This window comes from Microbacterium sp. SA39 (assembly GCF_000967865.1).
Taxonomy (GTDB): Bacteria; Actinomycetota; Actinomycetes; order Actinomycetales; family Microbacteriaceae; genus Microbacterium.
The window spans coordinates 1-15445 of sequence record NZ_JXRU01000027.1; the positions used below are offsets into that span (position 1 = coordinate 1).

A 15445-nucleotide genomic window follows, 5' to 3' on the forward strand; every position below is an offset into this window, starting at 1 on the left:
CCCCACGAGACGTGGAGACGAGGATAATTTGGCATTTGACAAGTGCACGCTGTTGAGTTCTCAAGGATCGGATGCTCCCACGACCCAGCCATCACAGCCAGGCCCGAAGGGCAACTTCTCTATCTTACTGATCTCGTTCCCGCTGTCAAATCGCCTTCCGGCGACCTGCTCCAGGGTTCGAGGCAGTTCCTTCATCTGGAACACTCAATGAGTGGTTCTGGATTCGGGGGGGTGTCCGTTACTTGACGGGAGCCGGTCCGAGGACCTCCGCTCAACCGTTTGGGGCGAACAAGTAATAAGTTACGCGGATCCCGGGGATCCGGCAAATCCGGGCTGACCGCCGGGCGTGTCGCCGGGTGTCGGCCGACGAGCAACTCCTGCAGCGCTGAAGCTCGGCGCGATCTCGGGCGTCGCCCGGCATCACCTGATCAGCGAGGACTGGTCGCTTCGACCCAGTTCGGAGATGAGTTGTCCGCCCCCACATCCGGCCTTGCGCTTCGGTAAGGTGTGCACCATCCTTGCTCATAGCCAGTTGTGCCATTAGATGACATTCGAGTTTTACTTGATGGAATCATTTGAGCCGCTCGGCGGAAGTAGCCGGGTCATGACGAGTGACTCGACAGGAGAGGAATCGGTGGCTGAATCGTCGACTCGGACCGTGGAGCGTGCGCTCTCGCTCCTCGCCGTTGTGTGCGACCGCGGACGCACAACCCTTGCCGAGAGCTCCCGCCTCGTGGACCTCTCGCCCAGCACTGCCCTTCGACTCCTCCGCACCCTCGAGTCGACGGGTTTCGTCCGGAAGGATGCCGACGGAAGTTACCGGCCCGGAAGCCGCGTGGTGCAGCTCGGCACGCAGGCACTCAACCACGAATCACTCGTCGGGTTCTGCCATACGGAAATGCTCGATCTCGTCGAACGCACCGGCGAGTCCGCCTACCTGAGCGTGGCGGGCCACGCAGACACAGCCCTCTACCTGGCGATCACAGAGGGCACGCACTCCGTACGGCACGCCAGCTGGGTCGGGCGCACGATTCCCCTCGACGGCTCGGCTGCGGGCGCCGCACTCACCGGCCTGACCCCGGCGATCGGCTATGTCACGGTGGAGCAGGGTGTCGAGTCCGACGTCACGGCGATCGCCGCCCCCATCCACTCGGGAGCCCGAGTCGTGGCGGCCCTCAGCCTCGTGATCCCGAGCTATCGGATGACCAAGGATCTCGCCACCTCCTACGGCGATCTCCTCGTCGAGGCCACGGAGCGCCTCTCCGGCGGTCTCGCCTCATACACCGGGCATACCGACGACACGTCGGCGCCCGTCCCCGACGACGCTTCGGATCTCCTGGAGGGACGCGCATGATTCGCTCCACGAACGTCGAGAGCGCCTACCCGGACGGGTCGCTCGCCGTCGATCAACGCCGTCTCGCCAGCCCACGGCTGACGGCCCTCTCCGCAGTCATTCACCCGCGTTCGCACGACACAACGAAGGAACAGCGCATGCCGACCCCCGCCCGGACCATCCGCGCCGCCCGCGGCACCACCCTCACAGCCAGGAGTTGGCAGACCGAGGGACCGCTCCGGATGCTCATGAACAACCTCGATCCCGAGGTGGCCGAACACCCCGAAGACCTCGTCGTCTACGGCGGCACCGGCAAAGCGGCACGCAACTGGGAGGCCTACGACGCGATCGTCCGCACGCTGGAGGGGCTGGAGGCCGACGAGACCCTGCTCGTGCAGTCCGGCAAGCCCGTCGGCGTTTTCCGCACGCACGAGTGGGCGCCTCGCGTGCTCATCGCGAACTCGAACCTCGTCGGCGACTGGGCGACCTGGCCTGAGTTCCGAAAGCTCGAAGCCGAGGGACTCACCATGTACGGGCAGATGACTGCCGGATCATGGATCTACATCGGCACCCAGGGCATCCTCCAGGGCACCTACGAGACCTTCGCCGCGATCGCCGACAAGCGTTTCGGCGGGACACTCGCCGGGACGCTGACCCTGACAGGTGGCGCCGGTGGCATGGGCGGAGCGCAACCGCTCGCCGTGACGCTCAACGAGGGCGTCGTCCTCATCGTCGACGTCGACCCCACCCGCCTGGAACGCCGCGTCGAGCACCACTACCTCGACGAGATGACCGACGACCTCGAGGACGCGGTCAAGCGGGTGCTCACCGCCAAGGCCGAGCGGCGCGCCTTGTCAGTCGGCCTTGTCGGCAATGCCGCGACTGTCTTCCCGGAGCTGCTGCGTCGGGGCGTCGCCATCGACATCGTCACCGACCAGACGAGCGCGCACGACCCGCTGGCCTACCTGCCGGAAGACACCGCGCTCGCCGACTGGCAGACGGAGGCGACCGCCGACCCGGTCGACTTCACGCGCCGCTCACGTCTCTCCATGGCGAAGCAGGTGCAGGCGATGGTCGACTTCCAGGATGCCGGCGCAGAGGTGTTCGACTACGGCAACTCCATCCGCGCCGAAGCGAAGCTCGGTGGCTGCGAGCGAGCGTTCGACTTCCCCGGCTTCGTCCCGGCGTACATCCGGCCACTCTTCGCCGAAGGCAAGGGTCCGTTCCGCTGGGCGGCGCTCTCCGGCGACCCGGCGGACATCGCTGCCACCGACCGCGCGATTCTCGAGCTCTTCCCCGAGGACGAGAAGCTGCGCCGCTGGATCACCTCGGCCGGCGAGAAGATCGCATTCGAGGGTCTGCCCGCACGCATCTGCTGGCTGGGCTATCAGGAGCGGCACCTGGCCGGTCTGAAGTTCAACGAGATGGTCGCCTCAGGCGAGCTGAGCGCACCCGTCGTCATCGGCCGCGACCACCTCGATTCCGGCTCCGTGGCCTCGCCCTACCGCGAGACCGAGGCCATGGCCGACGGTTCTGATGCGATCGCCGACTGGCCGCTCCTCAACGCCCTCCTCAACACCGCGTCAGGCGCGACGTGGGTCTCGATCCACCATGGCGGTGGGGTCGGGATCGGCCGCTCCATCCACGCCGGGCAGGTGATCGTGGCCGACGGCACCGATCTCGCAGCCGAGAAGATCTCCCGCGTCCTCGTGAACGACCCGGGCACCGGCGTGATGCGCCACGTCGACGCCGGTTACGAACGTGCGGCTGAGGTTGCCCGCGAGCGCGGCCTGCGCGTACCGATGTGGGAGGGCCAGTGACCGGCGGCCTGCTCGCCCACGGCCGACTTGCCGGGCTCGACGAGATCTCGGGAGTCGGCGTCGACGCAGCGCGCGGCGGATTCTCACGGCACGTCTGGACGACGGCGGAGTTCGAGCTGCGAGAGTGGTTCACCGCCCGCGCTGCCCGCCTCGGACTCGATGTCGAGACGGATCGAAACGGCAACCTCTGGGCATGGTGGGGCGCGCCGGGCCCCGACGCAGTCGTCACCGGCAGCCATCTCGACTCCGTGCCCGGTGGTGGGGCCTTCGATGGGCCTCTCGGGGTGGTGGCCGCGCTCGACGCCGTCGCCCGCCTGCAGGCCAGTGGATTCCGTCCCCGTCGCCCCCTTGCCGTCGTGGTGTTCGCCGAGGAGGAGGGCTCCCGATTCGGCGTGGCCTGCCTAGGGTCACGGCTTCTGTCGGGTGCCATCTCCGGGGACGCCGCCCGCGCGCTGACCGACGCAGACGGCGTCACTGTGGCCGAGGCCGCATCCGCCGCCGGCCTCGCTCCCGAGCACCTGGGCCGCGACGACGAGGCACTCGCTCGTATCGGACTTTTCATCGAGCTGCACGTCGAGCAAGGACGCGGACTCATCGACCTCGGCTCGCCTGTTGCGATCGCTTCGTCGATCCTCGCCCACGGCCGGTGGCGCCTCCGGGTGAACGGCCAGGGCAACCACGCCGGGGCGACCGGCATGCGCGAGCGTCGCGACCCGGTGGTCGCCGCCGCACGCGCCGTACTCGCGGTCGAACAGGCCGCACTGGCCACGGAAGACGCACGCGCCACCGTCGGGCGCATGCGCATCGTCCCCGGTGGCACCAACGTCATCGCATCCGCCGTCGACGCATGGGTGGATGCCCGGGCGTCGAGCGACGCGCAGACGAGAGCGCTTGTCGCCGACATGGAGGCGCGGGTGCAGGAGGTGGTCGCTGGTTCCGGTTGCACGGTCGAGCTGATCGAGGAGTCGTGGTCCGGCCTCGTCGAGTTCGACAGTGCCCTCGCCGCGCAACTCGTCGGCACGCTTGGAGGAGTACCGCTGCTGCCGACCGGCGCCGGTCACGATGCCGGGGTGCTGTCCGGCCGTGTTCCGACGGCGATGGTCTTCGTGCGGAACCCGACGGGGGTGTCTCACTCCCCCGAGGAGTTCGCCGAGGCGGAGGACTGCATCGCGGGTGTCGAAGCACTCGAGTCGCTGCTCCGGAGCGTGCTGTGACGGGCGAGCTCGGCGGCAGCAGCCCGGCCGCGCCGGAGGCCCGCCGCCCCCTCTGGGCCTCGACCGCGATCATCAACGGTCGTGCGATCGCTCGTGTTCGGTTCACGTCTGACGACGGCGGTCGCATCGCGTCCGTGGAACACGACGTCGACGCGCGAGCGGACGACCGGGTCCTCGGCACCGTCGTCCCCGGCATGGCGAACGCGCATTCACACGCCTTCCACCGGCTCCTTCGCGGTCGCACGCATGCCGACGGAGGAGACTTCTGGCAGTGGCGCGAAGCCATGTACGCGGCGGCGGCCAGTCTGGACCCCGTGCTCTACCGCCGTGTGGCCCGCGCTGTCTTCGGCGAGATGCTCGTCTCCGGATGGACGGCCGTGGGCGAGTTCCACTATGTGCACCACCAAGCCGACGGCATCCCCTATCCGACCAGGCATGCCATGGAGCTCGCGGTGTCGGATGCAGCGGTGGACGTGGGCATCCGGCTCACGCTGCTCGACACGGCATACCTCGCGAGTGGAATCGGACCTGCCGGTGGGCCTGCGACACCGCTGCTGCCCGAGCAGGTTGCCTTCGGCGACGGCAACGCCGAGGGCTGGTTGGCGCGCTGGCATGCACTCCGCGACACTCTGGCCGCCACCCACGGTTCGACCGGGCTCGTCACGCTCGGCGCGGCGCTGCACTCCGTGCGAGCGGTGCCGATCGACGCCATGCGTACAATCCTCGCTTCCCTGCCCGCCGATGTCCCGTTGCACCTGCACCTGTCCGAACAACCTCAGGAGAACGTCGACACCCTCGCCGCCACCGGCAACACGCCGACGGCACTGATCGCCGCGCTCGGTGCCCTCGAAGAGCGCCTCAGCCTCGTCCACGCCACCCACCTCACCGACGCCGACATCGAGGCGATCGGGCGCGCCAGGGCGACGATCGTGATGTGTCCCACGACCGAAGCCGACCTCGGCGACGGCATCGGTCCGGCCCGCCGCCTGGCCGACGCAGGCGCGCGCATCGCCGTCGGCTCCGACCAGAACGCCGTCATCGACCCCTTCCTCGAACTGCGCGGCCTCGAAGCCGGTGAGCGCTTGGCCTCGGGACGGCGGGGTCGTTTCACACCGACCGAACTCCTCACCGCCGGTACCGCAGCCGGGTACGAATCGCTCGGCCTCGGGCGGCACACGCTCGCGGTCGGCGACCCGCTCGACCTGGTGGAGGTCAACACCACGAGTCTTCGCACGACGGGGAGCGACCCGGCCCAGCTCGCGTTGACTGCGACGTCATCGGATGTCGAACGCGTCGTCGTCGGTGGCCGCGTCGTCGCCGAACGTGGGCGTCTCACGGGGCGGAGCGCCCGACCGGAGACCCTGCTCGCGGAAGCCATCGTTGCACTCGGGTCATCGACGTGACGCCCGGCGCCGGACCCCACGACACGCACGGGAACCGCCTCAGCGATGCCGCCATCGTCATCGCAAACGGACGAATCCCCTGGCTGGGCGCCGCCGCGGACGCGGTCCGGGCGGCAACACGCGGAGCAGCCGTAGCGGTGGCAATCTCATGAGCGAGGAATCGGGCAGCGCCGGAGGAGGCGCCGGCTTCACGGTCCTCCCGGCTGCCGGACGCCGACGCTATCGGTGGCGGAATGGCCTCGGCGTCGCCGAGGAGATCGCCGTCGAATCGTCGGAAACCCGGGCCGACAGTCTCCCGGCGTGGACTCTCAGCATCGCCACGGTCGAGGCCGACGTCACCTTCTCGGAGTTTCCTGGCGTCGACCGTTGGCTGATGGCTCTGTCCGCCGATGGCATCGGTCTCATGATCGACGGCACCACTCAGCTGCTCGAGCACTGGCAGGTCGCCGCGTTCGCCGGCGAGGCATCAGCGGCGTCGACAGGGGTGGATCGACCCACGCTGGACCTGAACCTCATGGTCGAGCGCGGGCTCCACCACGGGTCGCTGAGCGCACACCGTGTCGAGGGAGCGGAAACCATCGACCTCGCAAACGAGCACACGACGATTCTCGTGTTGCTGGACGGACGGCTATCCGTCCAGGATGTCGCCCTCAGTAAGTACGACGCACTTCTCCTCCACACCGGCGGAACACGCGTCACCGGTCATGGCATCATCGCTCTCGCCTCGATCTCGCCTGTTCGTCAGGATTCGGCCTACATGCCACGAGCACTGTGAAGTCTCGGCGCCGACCTTTGCCGTGCGCGAATCGCGACGGTGCTACGGATAACCTGCGATGGTCACGTGCCCGACTCCTGTTCAAAGGGTGACGATGACCCCGTAGCCGAGGTCGACAGTGATCGGATCCCCGGGAGAGACGGGCGCGGGCACTCTGTAAATGGCCGGACCGACGTCCGCGGTGCAGAACCACCCGCCTGCGCTCTCCAAGGTGACTTCGAAGGCTCGCTCACCGGTTTCATGGAGGCCTCGCGGCTCATTCGGACACGACGAGCTCCCGAATGTGAGGAACAGCCACGATTCGCCGTCGTCAGACCACACGACTGTCGGCTCCATCTCCGGGCTGGCGACGCCGTCGAGCTCCGGAGGCGCTTCGTCCAGACGTTCCGCACCGATACCGGAGCAACCCGCAAGCCCAAATACGAGCGCCGGCACGAGGATCGGTGCTGCACGCTTCATCCGCTGGATCTTCCTGCTCATGGCATCACGTTCGCAGTCAGGTCAGCCCGGAGCTTCGCGCGTGCACGTGAGTACCTACTGCGCACGGTCGCCGGCTTCTTGCCGAGGATCTTCGCTGCCTCTGCCAACGAGAACCCGTCCCACGCGGTTGCGAGAACCCCGACGCTCAGAAGTGCGCCCACAGTGGCGGCGATGCGGGCGCCCCGCCGACGACGCGGGGGGCGTGCGTGCTGCTCAGCAGCGTTCGTGGCGACACGTTCGAGCATCGCGTCCAAAAGTTCCGGCGACTCAGCCCACTTGTCACGTGGAGTGAGCAGCCGGTTGAGCTGTGTGTCGTCCATGGGTTTCCTCCGATGATCCGTTCACTACTGCTCATGTCCGATCATCCCCGAAGTGTTGCATCGATGGTGAGAATCGTGTGGAGGACCAGAAAGCCCCCCGGTTCAGACACGCAAGAGTGCAGAAACGGCCGATCAGTCATGATCTCTCATGTCTGATCGGCCGTCTTCTCGGTGGACCTAAGGGGATTCGAACCCCTGACCTCCTCGATGCGAACGAGGCGCGCTACCAACTGCGCCATAGGCCCGTGAACGGCTTCTACGCTATCACGCCGCGGGAGCCGCTCGCATCGCGCACGGGTCAGCCCGCCGCCCGTCGGGAGAGCAGTTCTCGGACGTGCGCCTCGATCTCGGCATCGTCGACGAAACCCATCTTCGCGTAGGGCGAGGAAGCCGCCGGCATGGCGACCGGCGCCGGGGGCGCGATCTGCTCCGCCCGCTCCCGCAGAGCGGCGACGCGGGCCGCCGTGCGACGCTCCTCCTGAGCCTCGATCTCGGCCCGGGCAGCCTGAGCGCGCGAACCGGCGACGGTCATGAGGGGCTCGGGCAGCGGGCGGGGCGTCCACGTGGCGCGTCCCTGATCGTGCAACTCGGGTGCGACACGCTCACGGGCCGGCTCGGCGGAGACCTGCGGGCGACGTGCCGCCCGCTGCGCCACCGATGCCATCCGCTGCAGGACCACCGCGGCGATCGCCACGACCGATCCCCCGACCCACGCCAGCGTCTGGATTCCAGTGGCCAGAATCTGCCACACTCCGAGACCTGCCACGCCCAACCCGATCAGTACGGCACTCGTGGCGAAGATCCGCACCCGACGTCGTGCCCGCGCCTGCCGGATCACCGGGTCGGCGCGTGTCGCCGCCAGCTCCTGTCGCAGAGCCTCGAGCTCGGCCGACTCACGTTCCGACTGCACCCGCTTGGCGAGCTTCTGCTGCGCGAGGACCGTTCGCGCATTCAGCTCGATGTGCACTTCGCCGGGCGTCTCGCTCGTCTCCGCGAGTACGCGCAGCGCCTGATTCAGTCTGACGGCATTCCGCTCCGCGGCGTTGTACTGGTAACGGCCGCGCCAGGAAGGCAGCAGATAGAGCATCCACAGGAGCACAGCGACGAGCACGATCACTCCCCCGCTCAGCACCGGCCCATCCATAGGGACAACGGTAAGCGCTGAGGGGCGCCGCGCCGTGCAGGCGGAGCGTGTCGCGACGACTCCGTTTCCGAACGTCCCCTGAACCGACCCTCAGAGTGCGATGCGATCCGACGGCGGCACCGTAGCGGCATCCGGTGGCACCTGCCCGTTGAGCCAGCGCGCGAGCACACCCTGCGGAACATCCTCCCGCGTCAGCGAGAACGCGTAGTGATCGCGCCAGTCGCCGTCGATGTGGATGTATCGCCTTCGCAGCCCCTCGTACCGGAATCCGAGCTTCTGCACGATCCGAAGGCTCGCCGCGTTCTCCGGCCGGATGCAGATCTCCATCCGGTGCAAGCCGTACTCGGTGAAGCACGCGTCGGTGGCGAGAGCGACGGCCGTCGGGGTGATTCCCCGTCCGGCGAATCGTTCGCTCACCCAGTATCCGATGGTCGCCGAACACAACGAACCGCGGGCGACACCCCACACATTGAGCTGACCCGCGATCTCACCGTCGTATTCCATGACGAAGGGATAACCCGCGCCGTCCCGATACTGCTGCAGCAGCCGGCGGATGCTGAGACGCATGTCGAACGACACCGATCCATAAGGAACGGTCGCCTCCCACGGCTGCAGCCACGAGCGATTGGCGAGCAGCTCGTGCTGCAGCGGACGGGCATCCTTCGTGCGTACGAGCCGCAGCTCGATCTGTCCGTGCCGCATTCCCGTCGCCAGATCCATGAGTCGTCCCGACGCCCGCAGAGTCGCCTAGAGGCGTTCCGCGAACTCCTTCAGCCACGGGCGCAGTTCCGGACCGAGGTCCTCCCGGTCGGATGCGAGCTGCACGATGGCCTTGATGTAGTCCACGCGGTCGCCCGTGTCGTAGCGGCGTCCGCGGAAGACGACTCCGACGACGCCGGGGCCGTGGGTGTCGGCGGCCATCTCCTGCAGAGCATCGGTGAGCTGGATCTCGCCGCCCTTGCCGGGCTCCGTGCGCTCGAGAATCTCGAAGACGGATGCCGGCAGCACGTAACGGCCGATGATGGCGAGATTCGACGGTGCGTCCTCCTGCGCCGGCTTCTCGACCAGCCCTGTGACGCGGACGTTCTCGGATCCCTCGATCGATTCGACGGCGGCGGCGCCGTACATGTGGATGCTGGCCGGGTCGACCTCCATGAGCGCGATCACCGCCGCTCCGGAGCGTTCGTGCTCCGCGATCATGTCCGTCAGCAGCGGGTCCCGCTCATCGATCAGATCGTCGCCGAGGAGCACGGCGAAGGAGCTGTCGCCGACATGTGTGCGTGCACGCAGGACGGCATGCCCGAGCCCCTTCGGCTCTCCCTGGCGCACGAAGTGGATGTCGGCGAGATCGCTCGACTTCACCACGCTCGCCAGTCGACCGTCGTCGCCCTTCTCCAGCAGCTTCACCTCGAGCTCGGGGACCGAGTCGAAGTGGTTCGAGATCGCGTTCTTGTTGCGTCCGATGATGACGAGGATGTCATCGATCCCTGCGTCGGCCGCCTCTTCCACCACGTACTGGATGGCCGGCTTGTCGACGACAGGGAGCATCTCCTTCGGCATCGCCTTCGTCGCAGGCAGGAACCGCGTCCCCAGTCCTGCCGCGGGAATGACGGCCTTGATCTTGTGCTCACCCATCCTCACAGCCTAGCGGTCGGCGCCGCCGTAGACTCGGAGCCATGTCCAACGACGTCGAACACGAGAAGCGCGCGCTCCGCGCGGAACTCCGTGAGCGTCGTCAGCTCCTGTCCGATTCGCAGCGCGACTCCGCGGCATCCGCCATCGCTGAGCGCCTCGACGCGCTGATCGAAGGACTCGGGGCACGGTCGATCTCCTGCTACCTCTCCTCCACCACCGAACCGGGCACACGGCAGTTCGTGGCGAGCGCCGTGCGCCGCGGCATCCGGGTCCTGCTCCCGATCACCCGCGCGGACGGTCTGCTCGACTGGGCGGTCGCGACCGACGACGATGAGGTCGCCGAGGGTCTGTTCGGGCTCCCGGAGCCGACGGGCGAGGTGCTGGGTCCGATCGCCGTCGATGATGTGGACCTGATGATCATCCCGGCCGCAGCCGTCGACCGGGACGGCATGCGCATGGGCTGGGGCCGCGGCTACTTCGACAAGACCATCGGCTCGATGGAGAAGTGCCCGCCGGTGTACGCGGTCATCTATGATTCCGAGATACTCGACTTCCTGCCGCGGGAGGTGCACGACCAGCCGGTGAACGGCGTCGTGACCCCGACGCAGACCCTCGAACTGTCGCCCACGCGACGCTGACCCGCAAGGACCTTCAATGCCAACCTATGCCTATGCCTGCACGTCGTGCGGCCACAAGTTCGACGCCGTCCAGAGCTTCTCCGACAACGCGCTCACCGAATGCCCCGAGTGCGGCGGCACCCTGCGCAAGCAGTACGGCTCCATCGGCGTCACCTTCAACGGCTCCGGCTTCTACCGCACGGACTCGCGCGCCAAATCAGACGGAACGAAGGACGGTTCGGCATCATCGAAGACGGAGTCGACGACGAGCGCCGCACCGGCAGCTGCATCGACTCCGGCCTCTTCCTGAGGTCTCGACTCGTTGGGAGTGCCCATGCTCAAGGGTTTCAAGGACTTCATCCTCCGCGGCAACGTCATCGACCTCGCGGTCGCTGTCGTCATCGGCTCGGCGTTCACGGCGATCGTCAACTCGGTCGTCGCGAGCATCATCACGCCGCTGGTCTCGCTGTTCTTCGAGGCAGATGCGGCCGGAGAATTCGGCCCGAAGCTGACGAACATCTACGGCAACGAGGTGACCTTCCCGCTCGGCGACCTCATCTCGGCGATCATCAGCTTCCTCGCCGTCGCCGTGGTGGTCTACTTCGTCTTCGTCCTGCCGATGAACACCTTCAAGGCTCACGTCGAGGCGCGTAAAGGCACCGGGGCCGAAGAGCCGCAGGACGAGCCCGCCGCCGCCACCGAGGCAGAGCTGCTCGTCGAGATCCGCGACCTGCTGAAGGCTCAGCGCAGCGCTCAGTAGGTTCAGCGCAGCAGTCAGTAGTGCGGCGGCACGTCCTGGATCAGCCGGTCGTCGTTCGGACCTTTCGGTCCGCGCGGCCGGCGATCTTCGGCCGACCCCTCTGCCCCGACCGCCTCGGGACCGGACTCCGGCTCCGGATCGCTGCCGGCAACCGGCGTGAGCCGCGCCCGTCGGGCCCCCGCCACCCGTACTACGCGCTGACGCTTCGCACGGTCGTCGGGCTGCTCAGTCATTCTCGGTGTCGACGACATCGATGGGCTGCGTGTCGTTCTCGGCCCGCGGCGCGGATTCGGAGATGCCGAGCACCCCGGCGATCCTCATCGCGGCGGTCGCAGGGTCGCTGTACAGATCGAACGCGTGCACCCGAACGTAGTGCCAGCCCAAGCGCCGGAGCACGTGCGGCCGCAAGCGCAGCGTCTCCCGCAGCGACTCGCCCCGCGACTCCGGATCCGACTCGATGACCACCGCCTTTCCGTCGTGCTGAGCGACGAGCGGCAGGAGACCGCGGTAGTCGACATCGACGGATGCTCCCAGGCGCCGCAGCTCGCGTGCCAGCGCGAGCGTGAGCGGATCGGCCAGATCCTCCAGGCGCGCATCCCTGCTGCGCCCGGCGAGACCGCCGAGGATCGACATCAACGTGGCCGCGCCATGCTCGAGACGCCCATCGTCGAAGGACGAGGGGCGGATGGACGAGACGATCACCATCGAGCGCCGCGCGCGGGTCATGCCCACGGTGAGCAGCCGCTCGCCGTCCGGCGTCGAGAGATCTCCGAAGTCGCTGAGCACACGACCGTGCTTGGTGAGTCCGAAGCCGAGGGAGAAGATCACTCGGTCCCGGCTCTCGGCGACGGACTCCTCGAGGGTGAGAACAGCGAACGGCTCGGCGGTGTCACGCCCGACGAAGTCGGCGACATCGGATCGACCTGCGAACGCCGACGTCACCGCTGCACGCACGCGCTCGGCGTGACGCGTACTCGCCGTGACGACCATGAGAGATTCCGTCGGCCGGTGCACGGCATGCTCCACGACGAGTGTCACGACCCTGGCGACCTCGGCATCCGGGCTCTCGACCGCACCGGACACCGGATCCGGTGTCCCGGTCCCGCCCTCGACGTAGTCGACCGTCAGGCTGCCGCGGCCGAGGTACGACCCCGCCCACGGCAGGGACACGATCTCGCCGCCGTAGAAGGCGTCGTTGATGAGTTCGGCGAGATCCTCGCCGCCTGCGCGGTAGCTGCGCGTGAGGGTCATGACCGGAAGCAGTTCCGACAGGCGCTCGAACACGGAGGTGTCGTCGAACGGCACTTCCGCCTCCCAGGAGTCCACAGGGTCGACCGCGATGTGGAACGGCGTCGGACGCTGAGTGATGGGATCCCCGAAAGCGACGACCTGGCGCGCGCGCCGGATGGCCGGCGTCGCCTCCGCGAGATTGATGGCCGCGGCGTCGACCAGGAGCACGGTGTCGAACTCGACCGAGTCGGGGATCTCCGGCACGAGATACGGCGAGGAGATCCAGACCGGTGCGAGCACCTCGACGAGTGCGGGAGCGGCGCTCACGACCTCCGCGGTCGTGGTGGTCGGCTGGGTCAGCGCCCGCCGGAGATGCTGCGACTGCTGCGGCTCATCGACGATGGCGATCCGCCACTGGTTCGCGAGCTGCCAGGCGAGCAGAGGCCCTGCCATCGCGGCATGTGCCTCGTCGACGAGTCGGAAGTCGCGCTCGAGCCGGTCGACGACGGCAGTGTTCGCGCCGAGGAGCGCACGATTCTCCTGCAGCGCGCATTCCAGCAGCGACTGCCACCACGCGAACTCCAGCTCGTCCCCGACCCGGGACTCCGACACATGGCGGACGGAGAGCTCGGCGAGCAGCGGCTCCAAGCCGAGCAGGGCGAGACGATCGCGCAGTTGCGCGCGCTCGACCAGGTTGTCGAACACGTCGGACTTCTCGGCGAGGCCCGCCAGGGTGCGGACGAGTCGGGCGACCGGAAGCGTGGCGAGCGGCTCGCGGCGGCGGAGAGCGGTGTCGAGCTCGGCGAGCTCCGCCTCGACCCGCTGCCACGATGAAGCCACATCGGCGAGTCCGAGCGGAACCTCCGGGGCGACGCCGGCGTCGACGCAGCGCTGCCAGTGCGTGCGCTGCGCCTGGATGCGCAGCAGCGCTTCGTGCATCTCGGTGACGTGGACGCCGGGCCGGACATACTCCTTGGCGAGACGGCGCAGACGTCGACGATTGGCGGCGGAAAGTCCCGGAGAGTCCCGGCGCGAGCCGTGCGCCTGGATGAGCTCGCCGAGGGGTCGCTCGAAGACCGTGGGACTGAACCGGTCGAGGGAGTCGCGGATGCCCTCCAGCAGACGCAGGTACTCGCCGAGCTCGTCGATCGTCGCGAACGGTCGCATGTGCGTCTGCGCGATCAGCTCGTAGCCGCGTTCGAGGAGCGTCGGGACGCTGCGGGAATGCAGTCGGCCGGCGAGTTCATGGGCTGCTCTGGCGGCCTCGGTGCTCGAGAATGAGACGCCGTACCAGGGCGAGTCGCCGGGGCCGAACCGGAATTCGCCGAGGCGTGCTGCGTGGGCGAGAGCTTCTGCGGCTTCCGTCCGGTCGGCGGCCAGGCGACGAAGAGCATCCGGACCGAGCCGTGCCGTCGTCGACGGCGGCTCCGGGAGTGAGGCGAGCCGGGTGAGGTGGCGGGTCGCGTCGAACACGGTTGCCTCGGTGCCGGCGATGGGCGCCGTCAGCGCCTGCCGGTAGTCGCGGAGCACGGTTCGCAGGCGCACGAGCGCGTCGTCCACCTCGCTGACCTTCGGGGATGCGGCCTTCTCGTTGCGGCCGATGGCGCGGACGAGGTCGCGACGCACACTGGCCGGTGAGATCGCGAGGCTGTCGAGACCGATGCCGGCGAGCCGGTGGCGTACGCCGTCGAGCGTGGAACGGCGAGCCGACACCACGAGCACGCGCTTGCCGCCGCGCACGAGCTCGCCCAGCGCATTGATGACGGTCTGCGTTCCCCCGGTCCCCGGAAGAGTCGCGACGGTGAGCGAGTGTCCGGCGGCGATCCGCGCGAGCACCGCTTCCTGCTCGGCATCCGCGTCGAGGAGGAGATTGTCGGATGCCGGCGCGCGGTCGTCCGGAGAGGTGTGGTGCGGCGTCGCACGCGGTGCCATGACGCGCTCTCGGTCGTCGACATGACCGTTGAGCGCGTTCAGCACCACGTGGTCGAGGCTGCCGCCGTCGCGGGACATGACACCGGCGACGTCGGCGAACGTGGACACGACGAGACGCGGCTCCACCGAGAAGGTGTCGATCGACCGGGTCGTCGCCCTGAGCGCGTCGATCACGGGCTGCGGCTTGAATATCCCGCCTTCGTAGGCCAGCGCCGCGAGGGATGCGGCATCGATCGAGATCCCGAAGTGCTCCCGGGCGATCCGCACGAGTTCGGGATTCACCTCGAACGCCCCCTGGAGCTTGAGCTCGAAGTCGGAGTGGTGGCGGCGGATGGCGAGCGGTCGAAGAAGGACGGGTGCGGCGAACCCCGCTCCCCCGATACGCCAGCGCGCGACGCCGACGGCGAGGTGGACGGCCTCGATCCCACGCACGGTGCGCAGCTCGGTGTTCTTGGCTGTGATCCGCTCCGCGGCGAGCCGGGCGGTACGCAGACCCACTTCGTCTCGGAAAAGGTTGGACAGCAGCGTGGACTTTCCCGTGATGAACTGCGGAAGGCTGCCGGGGTGCGCCTTGGAGATATCGATGCCGGACTCGGGCCCGTCGCGGAAACTGACGAGAGGCGAGGGCCCGCCGAGATCGGCGGCCTCCGCGCGCAGCCGCGTGCGCTCGGCCTCGGCCGCGTGCGCGATGACGACGCCGGTGCTGGTCTCCTGCAGATCGCCGAGGGTCACGGAGGCGGCCGCCACTGCGTCATCCGCAGACCTGTCTTCACGTCGCCACA

Annotated in this window: 15 protein-coding genes and 1 tRNA gene; 8 read left to right on the forward strand and 8 right to left on the reverse strand. The window is 68.2% G+C overall.

The features are described 5' to 3' along the window. Positions 1 to 658 precede the first annotated feature (658 nt). The 5 genes from RS85_RS03835 to RS85_RS18910 all read left to right on the forward strand — a co-directional run bounded on the left by RS85_RS03835 (position 659) and on the right by RS85_RS18910 (position 6545). On the forward strand, positions 659 to 1354 hold the full coding sequence (locus RS85_RS03835; protein ID WP_235282327.1) for an IclR family transcriptional regulator: 696 nt from the start codon (positions 659 to 661) through the stop codon (positions 1352 to 1354). Between the two features lie 137 nt (positions 1355 to 1491). Continuing rightward, on the forward strand, positions 1492 to 3153 hold the full coding sequence (gene hutU / locus RS85_RS03840; RefSeq protein WP_046012220.1) for a urocanate hydratase: 1662 nt from the start codon (positions 1492 to 1494) through the stop codon (positions 3151 to 3153). After that, entirely contained in the window at positions 3150 to 4367 is a 1218-nt protein-coding gene (locus RS85_RS03845) for an allantoate amidohydrolase (protein WP_082087481.1), read from the forward strand. Before hutU ends, RS85_RS03845 begins: the two co-directional genes overlap by 4 nt. Beyond that, a complete protein-coding gene (locus RS85_RS03850) occupies positions 4364 to 5770 on the forward strand; it encodes a formimidoylglutamate deiminase (RefSeq protein WP_235282328.1) in 1407 nt (468 codons plus the stop codon). Before RS85_RS03845 ends, RS85_RS03850 begins: the two co-directional genes overlap by 4 nt. A gap of 148 nt (positions 5771 to 5918) precedes the next feature. Continuing rightward, positions 5919 to 6545, forward strand: coding sequence for a HutD/Ves family protein (locus RS85_RS18910; RefSeq protein ID WP_052703371.1), 627 nt, complete (start codon positions 5919 to 5921; stop codon positions 6543 to 6545). Positions 6546 to 6626: 81 nt separating this feature from the next. On the opposite strand, the gene RS85_RS03860 is transcribed toward RS85_RS18910, so the two are convergent. From RS85_RS03860 to galU, 6 genes are all read right to left on the reverse strand, one after another. Then, on the reverse strand, positions 6627 to 7025 hold the full coding sequence (locus RS85_RS03860) for a hypothetical protein (protein ID WP_046012116.1): 399 nt from the start codon (positions 7023 to 7025) through the stop codon (positions 6627 to 6629). Beyond that, positions 7022 to 7345, reverse strand: coding sequence for an RNA polymerase sigma factor (locus RS85_RS03865; RefSeq protein WP_046012117.1), 324 nt, complete (start codon positions 7343 to 7345; stop codon positions 7022 to 7024). Before RS85_RS03865 ends, RS85_RS03860 begins: the two co-directional genes overlap by 4 nt. A gap of 172 nt (positions 7346 to 7517) precedes the next feature. After that, positions 7518 to 7590 (reverse strand) — tRNA-Ala (locus RS85_RS03870). A 53-nt stretch (positions 7591 to 7643) separates the two neighbouring features. Further along, positions 7644 to 8489, reverse strand: a complete 846-nt coding sequence (locus RS85_RS03875) for a hypothetical protein (RefSeq protein ID WP_046012118.1) — start codon at positions 8487 to 8489, stop codon at positions 7644 to 7646. Between the two features lie 90 nt (positions 8490 to 8579). Then, on the reverse strand, positions 8580 to 9209 hold the full coding sequence (locus RS85_RS03880; protein WP_235282329.1) for a GNAT family N-acetyltransferase: 630 nt from the start codon (positions 9207 to 9209) through the stop codon (positions 8580 to 8582). Between the two features lie 27 nt (positions 9210 to 9236). Continuing rightward, the gene (gene galU / locus RS85_RS03885) at positions 9237 to 10124 is read right to left on the reverse strand and encodes a UTP--glucose-1-phosphate uridylyltransferase GalU (protein WP_046012119.1); all 888 of its coding nucleotides are present in this window, start codon (positions 10122 to 10124) and stop codon (positions 9237 to 9239) included. Positions 10125 to 10165: 41 nt separating this feature from the next. On the opposite strand from galU, the gene RS85_RS03890 reads away from it, so the two are divergent. Genes RS85_RS03890 through mscL form a run of 3 tightly spaced genes read left to right on the forward strand, consistent with a single transcriptional unit; the run spans position 10166 to position 11501 of the window. Further along, positions 10166 to 10762: a 5-formyltetrahydrofolate cyclo-ligase gene (locus RS85_RS03890; protein WP_046012120.1), complete on the forward strand. Its 597-nt coding sequence runs from the start codon at positions 10166 to 10168 to the stop codon at positions 10760 to 10762. 16 nt (positions 10763 to 10778) lie between these two features. Then, entirely contained in the window at positions 10779 to 11051 is a 273-nt protein-coding gene (locus RS85_RS03895) for an FmdB family zinc ribbon protein (RefSeq protein WP_046012121.1), read from the forward strand. A 24-nt stretch (positions 11052 to 11075) separates the two neighbouring features. Continuing rightward, positions 11076 to 11501: a large conductance mechanosensitive channel protein MscL gene (mscL, locus tag RS85_RS03900; protein WP_046012122.1), complete on the forward strand. Its 426-nt coding sequence runs from the start codon at positions 11076 to 11078 to the stop codon at positions 11499 to 11501. A 14-nt stretch (positions 11502 to 11515) separates the two neighbouring features. Here mscL and RS85_RS03905 read toward each other — a convergent pair whose 3' ends face one another. Both RS85_RS03905 and RS85_RS03910 read right to left on the reverse strand, forming a co-directional pair. Next, positions 11516 to 11734: a hypothetical protein gene (locus tag RS85_RS03905; protein WP_046012123.1), complete on the reverse strand. Its 219-nt coding sequence runs from the start codon at positions 11732 to 11734 to the stop codon at positions 11516 to 11518. Continuing rightward, positions 11727 to 15410 (reverse strand): AAA family ATPase, encoded by a 3684-nt coding sequence (locus tag RS85_RS03910; protein ID WP_235282330.1) that lies wholly within the window; start codon positions 15408 to 15410, stop codon positions 11727 to 11729. The genes RS85_RS03905 and RS85_RS03910 overlap by 8 nt, the downstream gene beginning before the upstream one ends. Positions 15411 to 15445 lie beyond the last annotated feature (35 nt).

What these genes read in the sequence shown, in the direction of transcription:
- hutU (WP_046012220.1), top strand. Translation starts at nt 1,492, where the DNA reads ATGCCGACCCCCGCCCGGACCATCCGCGCCGCCCGCGGCACCACCCTC.
- RS85_RS18910 (WP_052703371.1), top strand. Translation starts at nt 5,919, where the DNA reads ATGAGCGAGGAATCGGGCAGCGCCGGAGGAGGCGCCGGCTTCACGGTC.
- RS85_RS03860 (WP_046012116.1), bottom strand. Translation starts at nt 7,025, where the DNA reads ATGAGCAGGAAGATCCAGCGGATGAAGCGTGCAGCACCGATCCTCGTG.
- RS85_RS03865 (WP_046012117.1), bottom strand. Translation starts at nt 7,345, where the DNA reads ATGGACGACACACAGCTCAACCGGCTGCTCACTCCACGTGACAAGTGG.
- RS85_RS03875 (WP_046012118.1), bottom strand. Translation starts at nt 8,489, where the DNA reads ATGGATGGGCCGGTGCTGAGCGGGGGAGTGATCGTGCTCGTCGCTGTG.
- RS85_RS03880 (WP_235282329.1), bottom strand. Translation starts at nt 9,209, where the DNA reads ATGGATCTGGCGACGGGAATGCGGCACGGACAGATCGAGCTGCGGCTC.
- galU (WP_046012119.1), bottom strand. Translation starts at nt 10,124, where the DNA reads ATGGGTGAGCACAAGATCAAGGCCGTCATTCCCGCGGCAGGACTGGGG.
- RS85_RS03890 (WP_046012120.1), top strand. Translation starts at nt 10,166, where the DNA reads ATGTCCAACGACGTCGAACACGAGAAGCGCGCGCTCCGCGCGGAACTC.
- RS85_RS03895 (WP_046012121.1), top strand. Translation starts at nt 10,779, where the DNA reads ATGCCAACCTATGCCTATGCCTGCACGTCGTGCGGCCACAAGTTCGAC.
- mscL (WP_046012122.1), top strand. Translation starts at nt 11,076, where the DNA reads ATGCTCAAGGGTTTCAAGGACTTCATCCTCCGCGGCAACGTCATCGAC.
- RS85_RS03905 (WP_046012123.1), bottom strand. Translation starts at nt 11,734, where the DNA reads ATGACTGAGCAGCCCGACGACCGTGCGAAGCGTCAGCGCGTAGTACGG.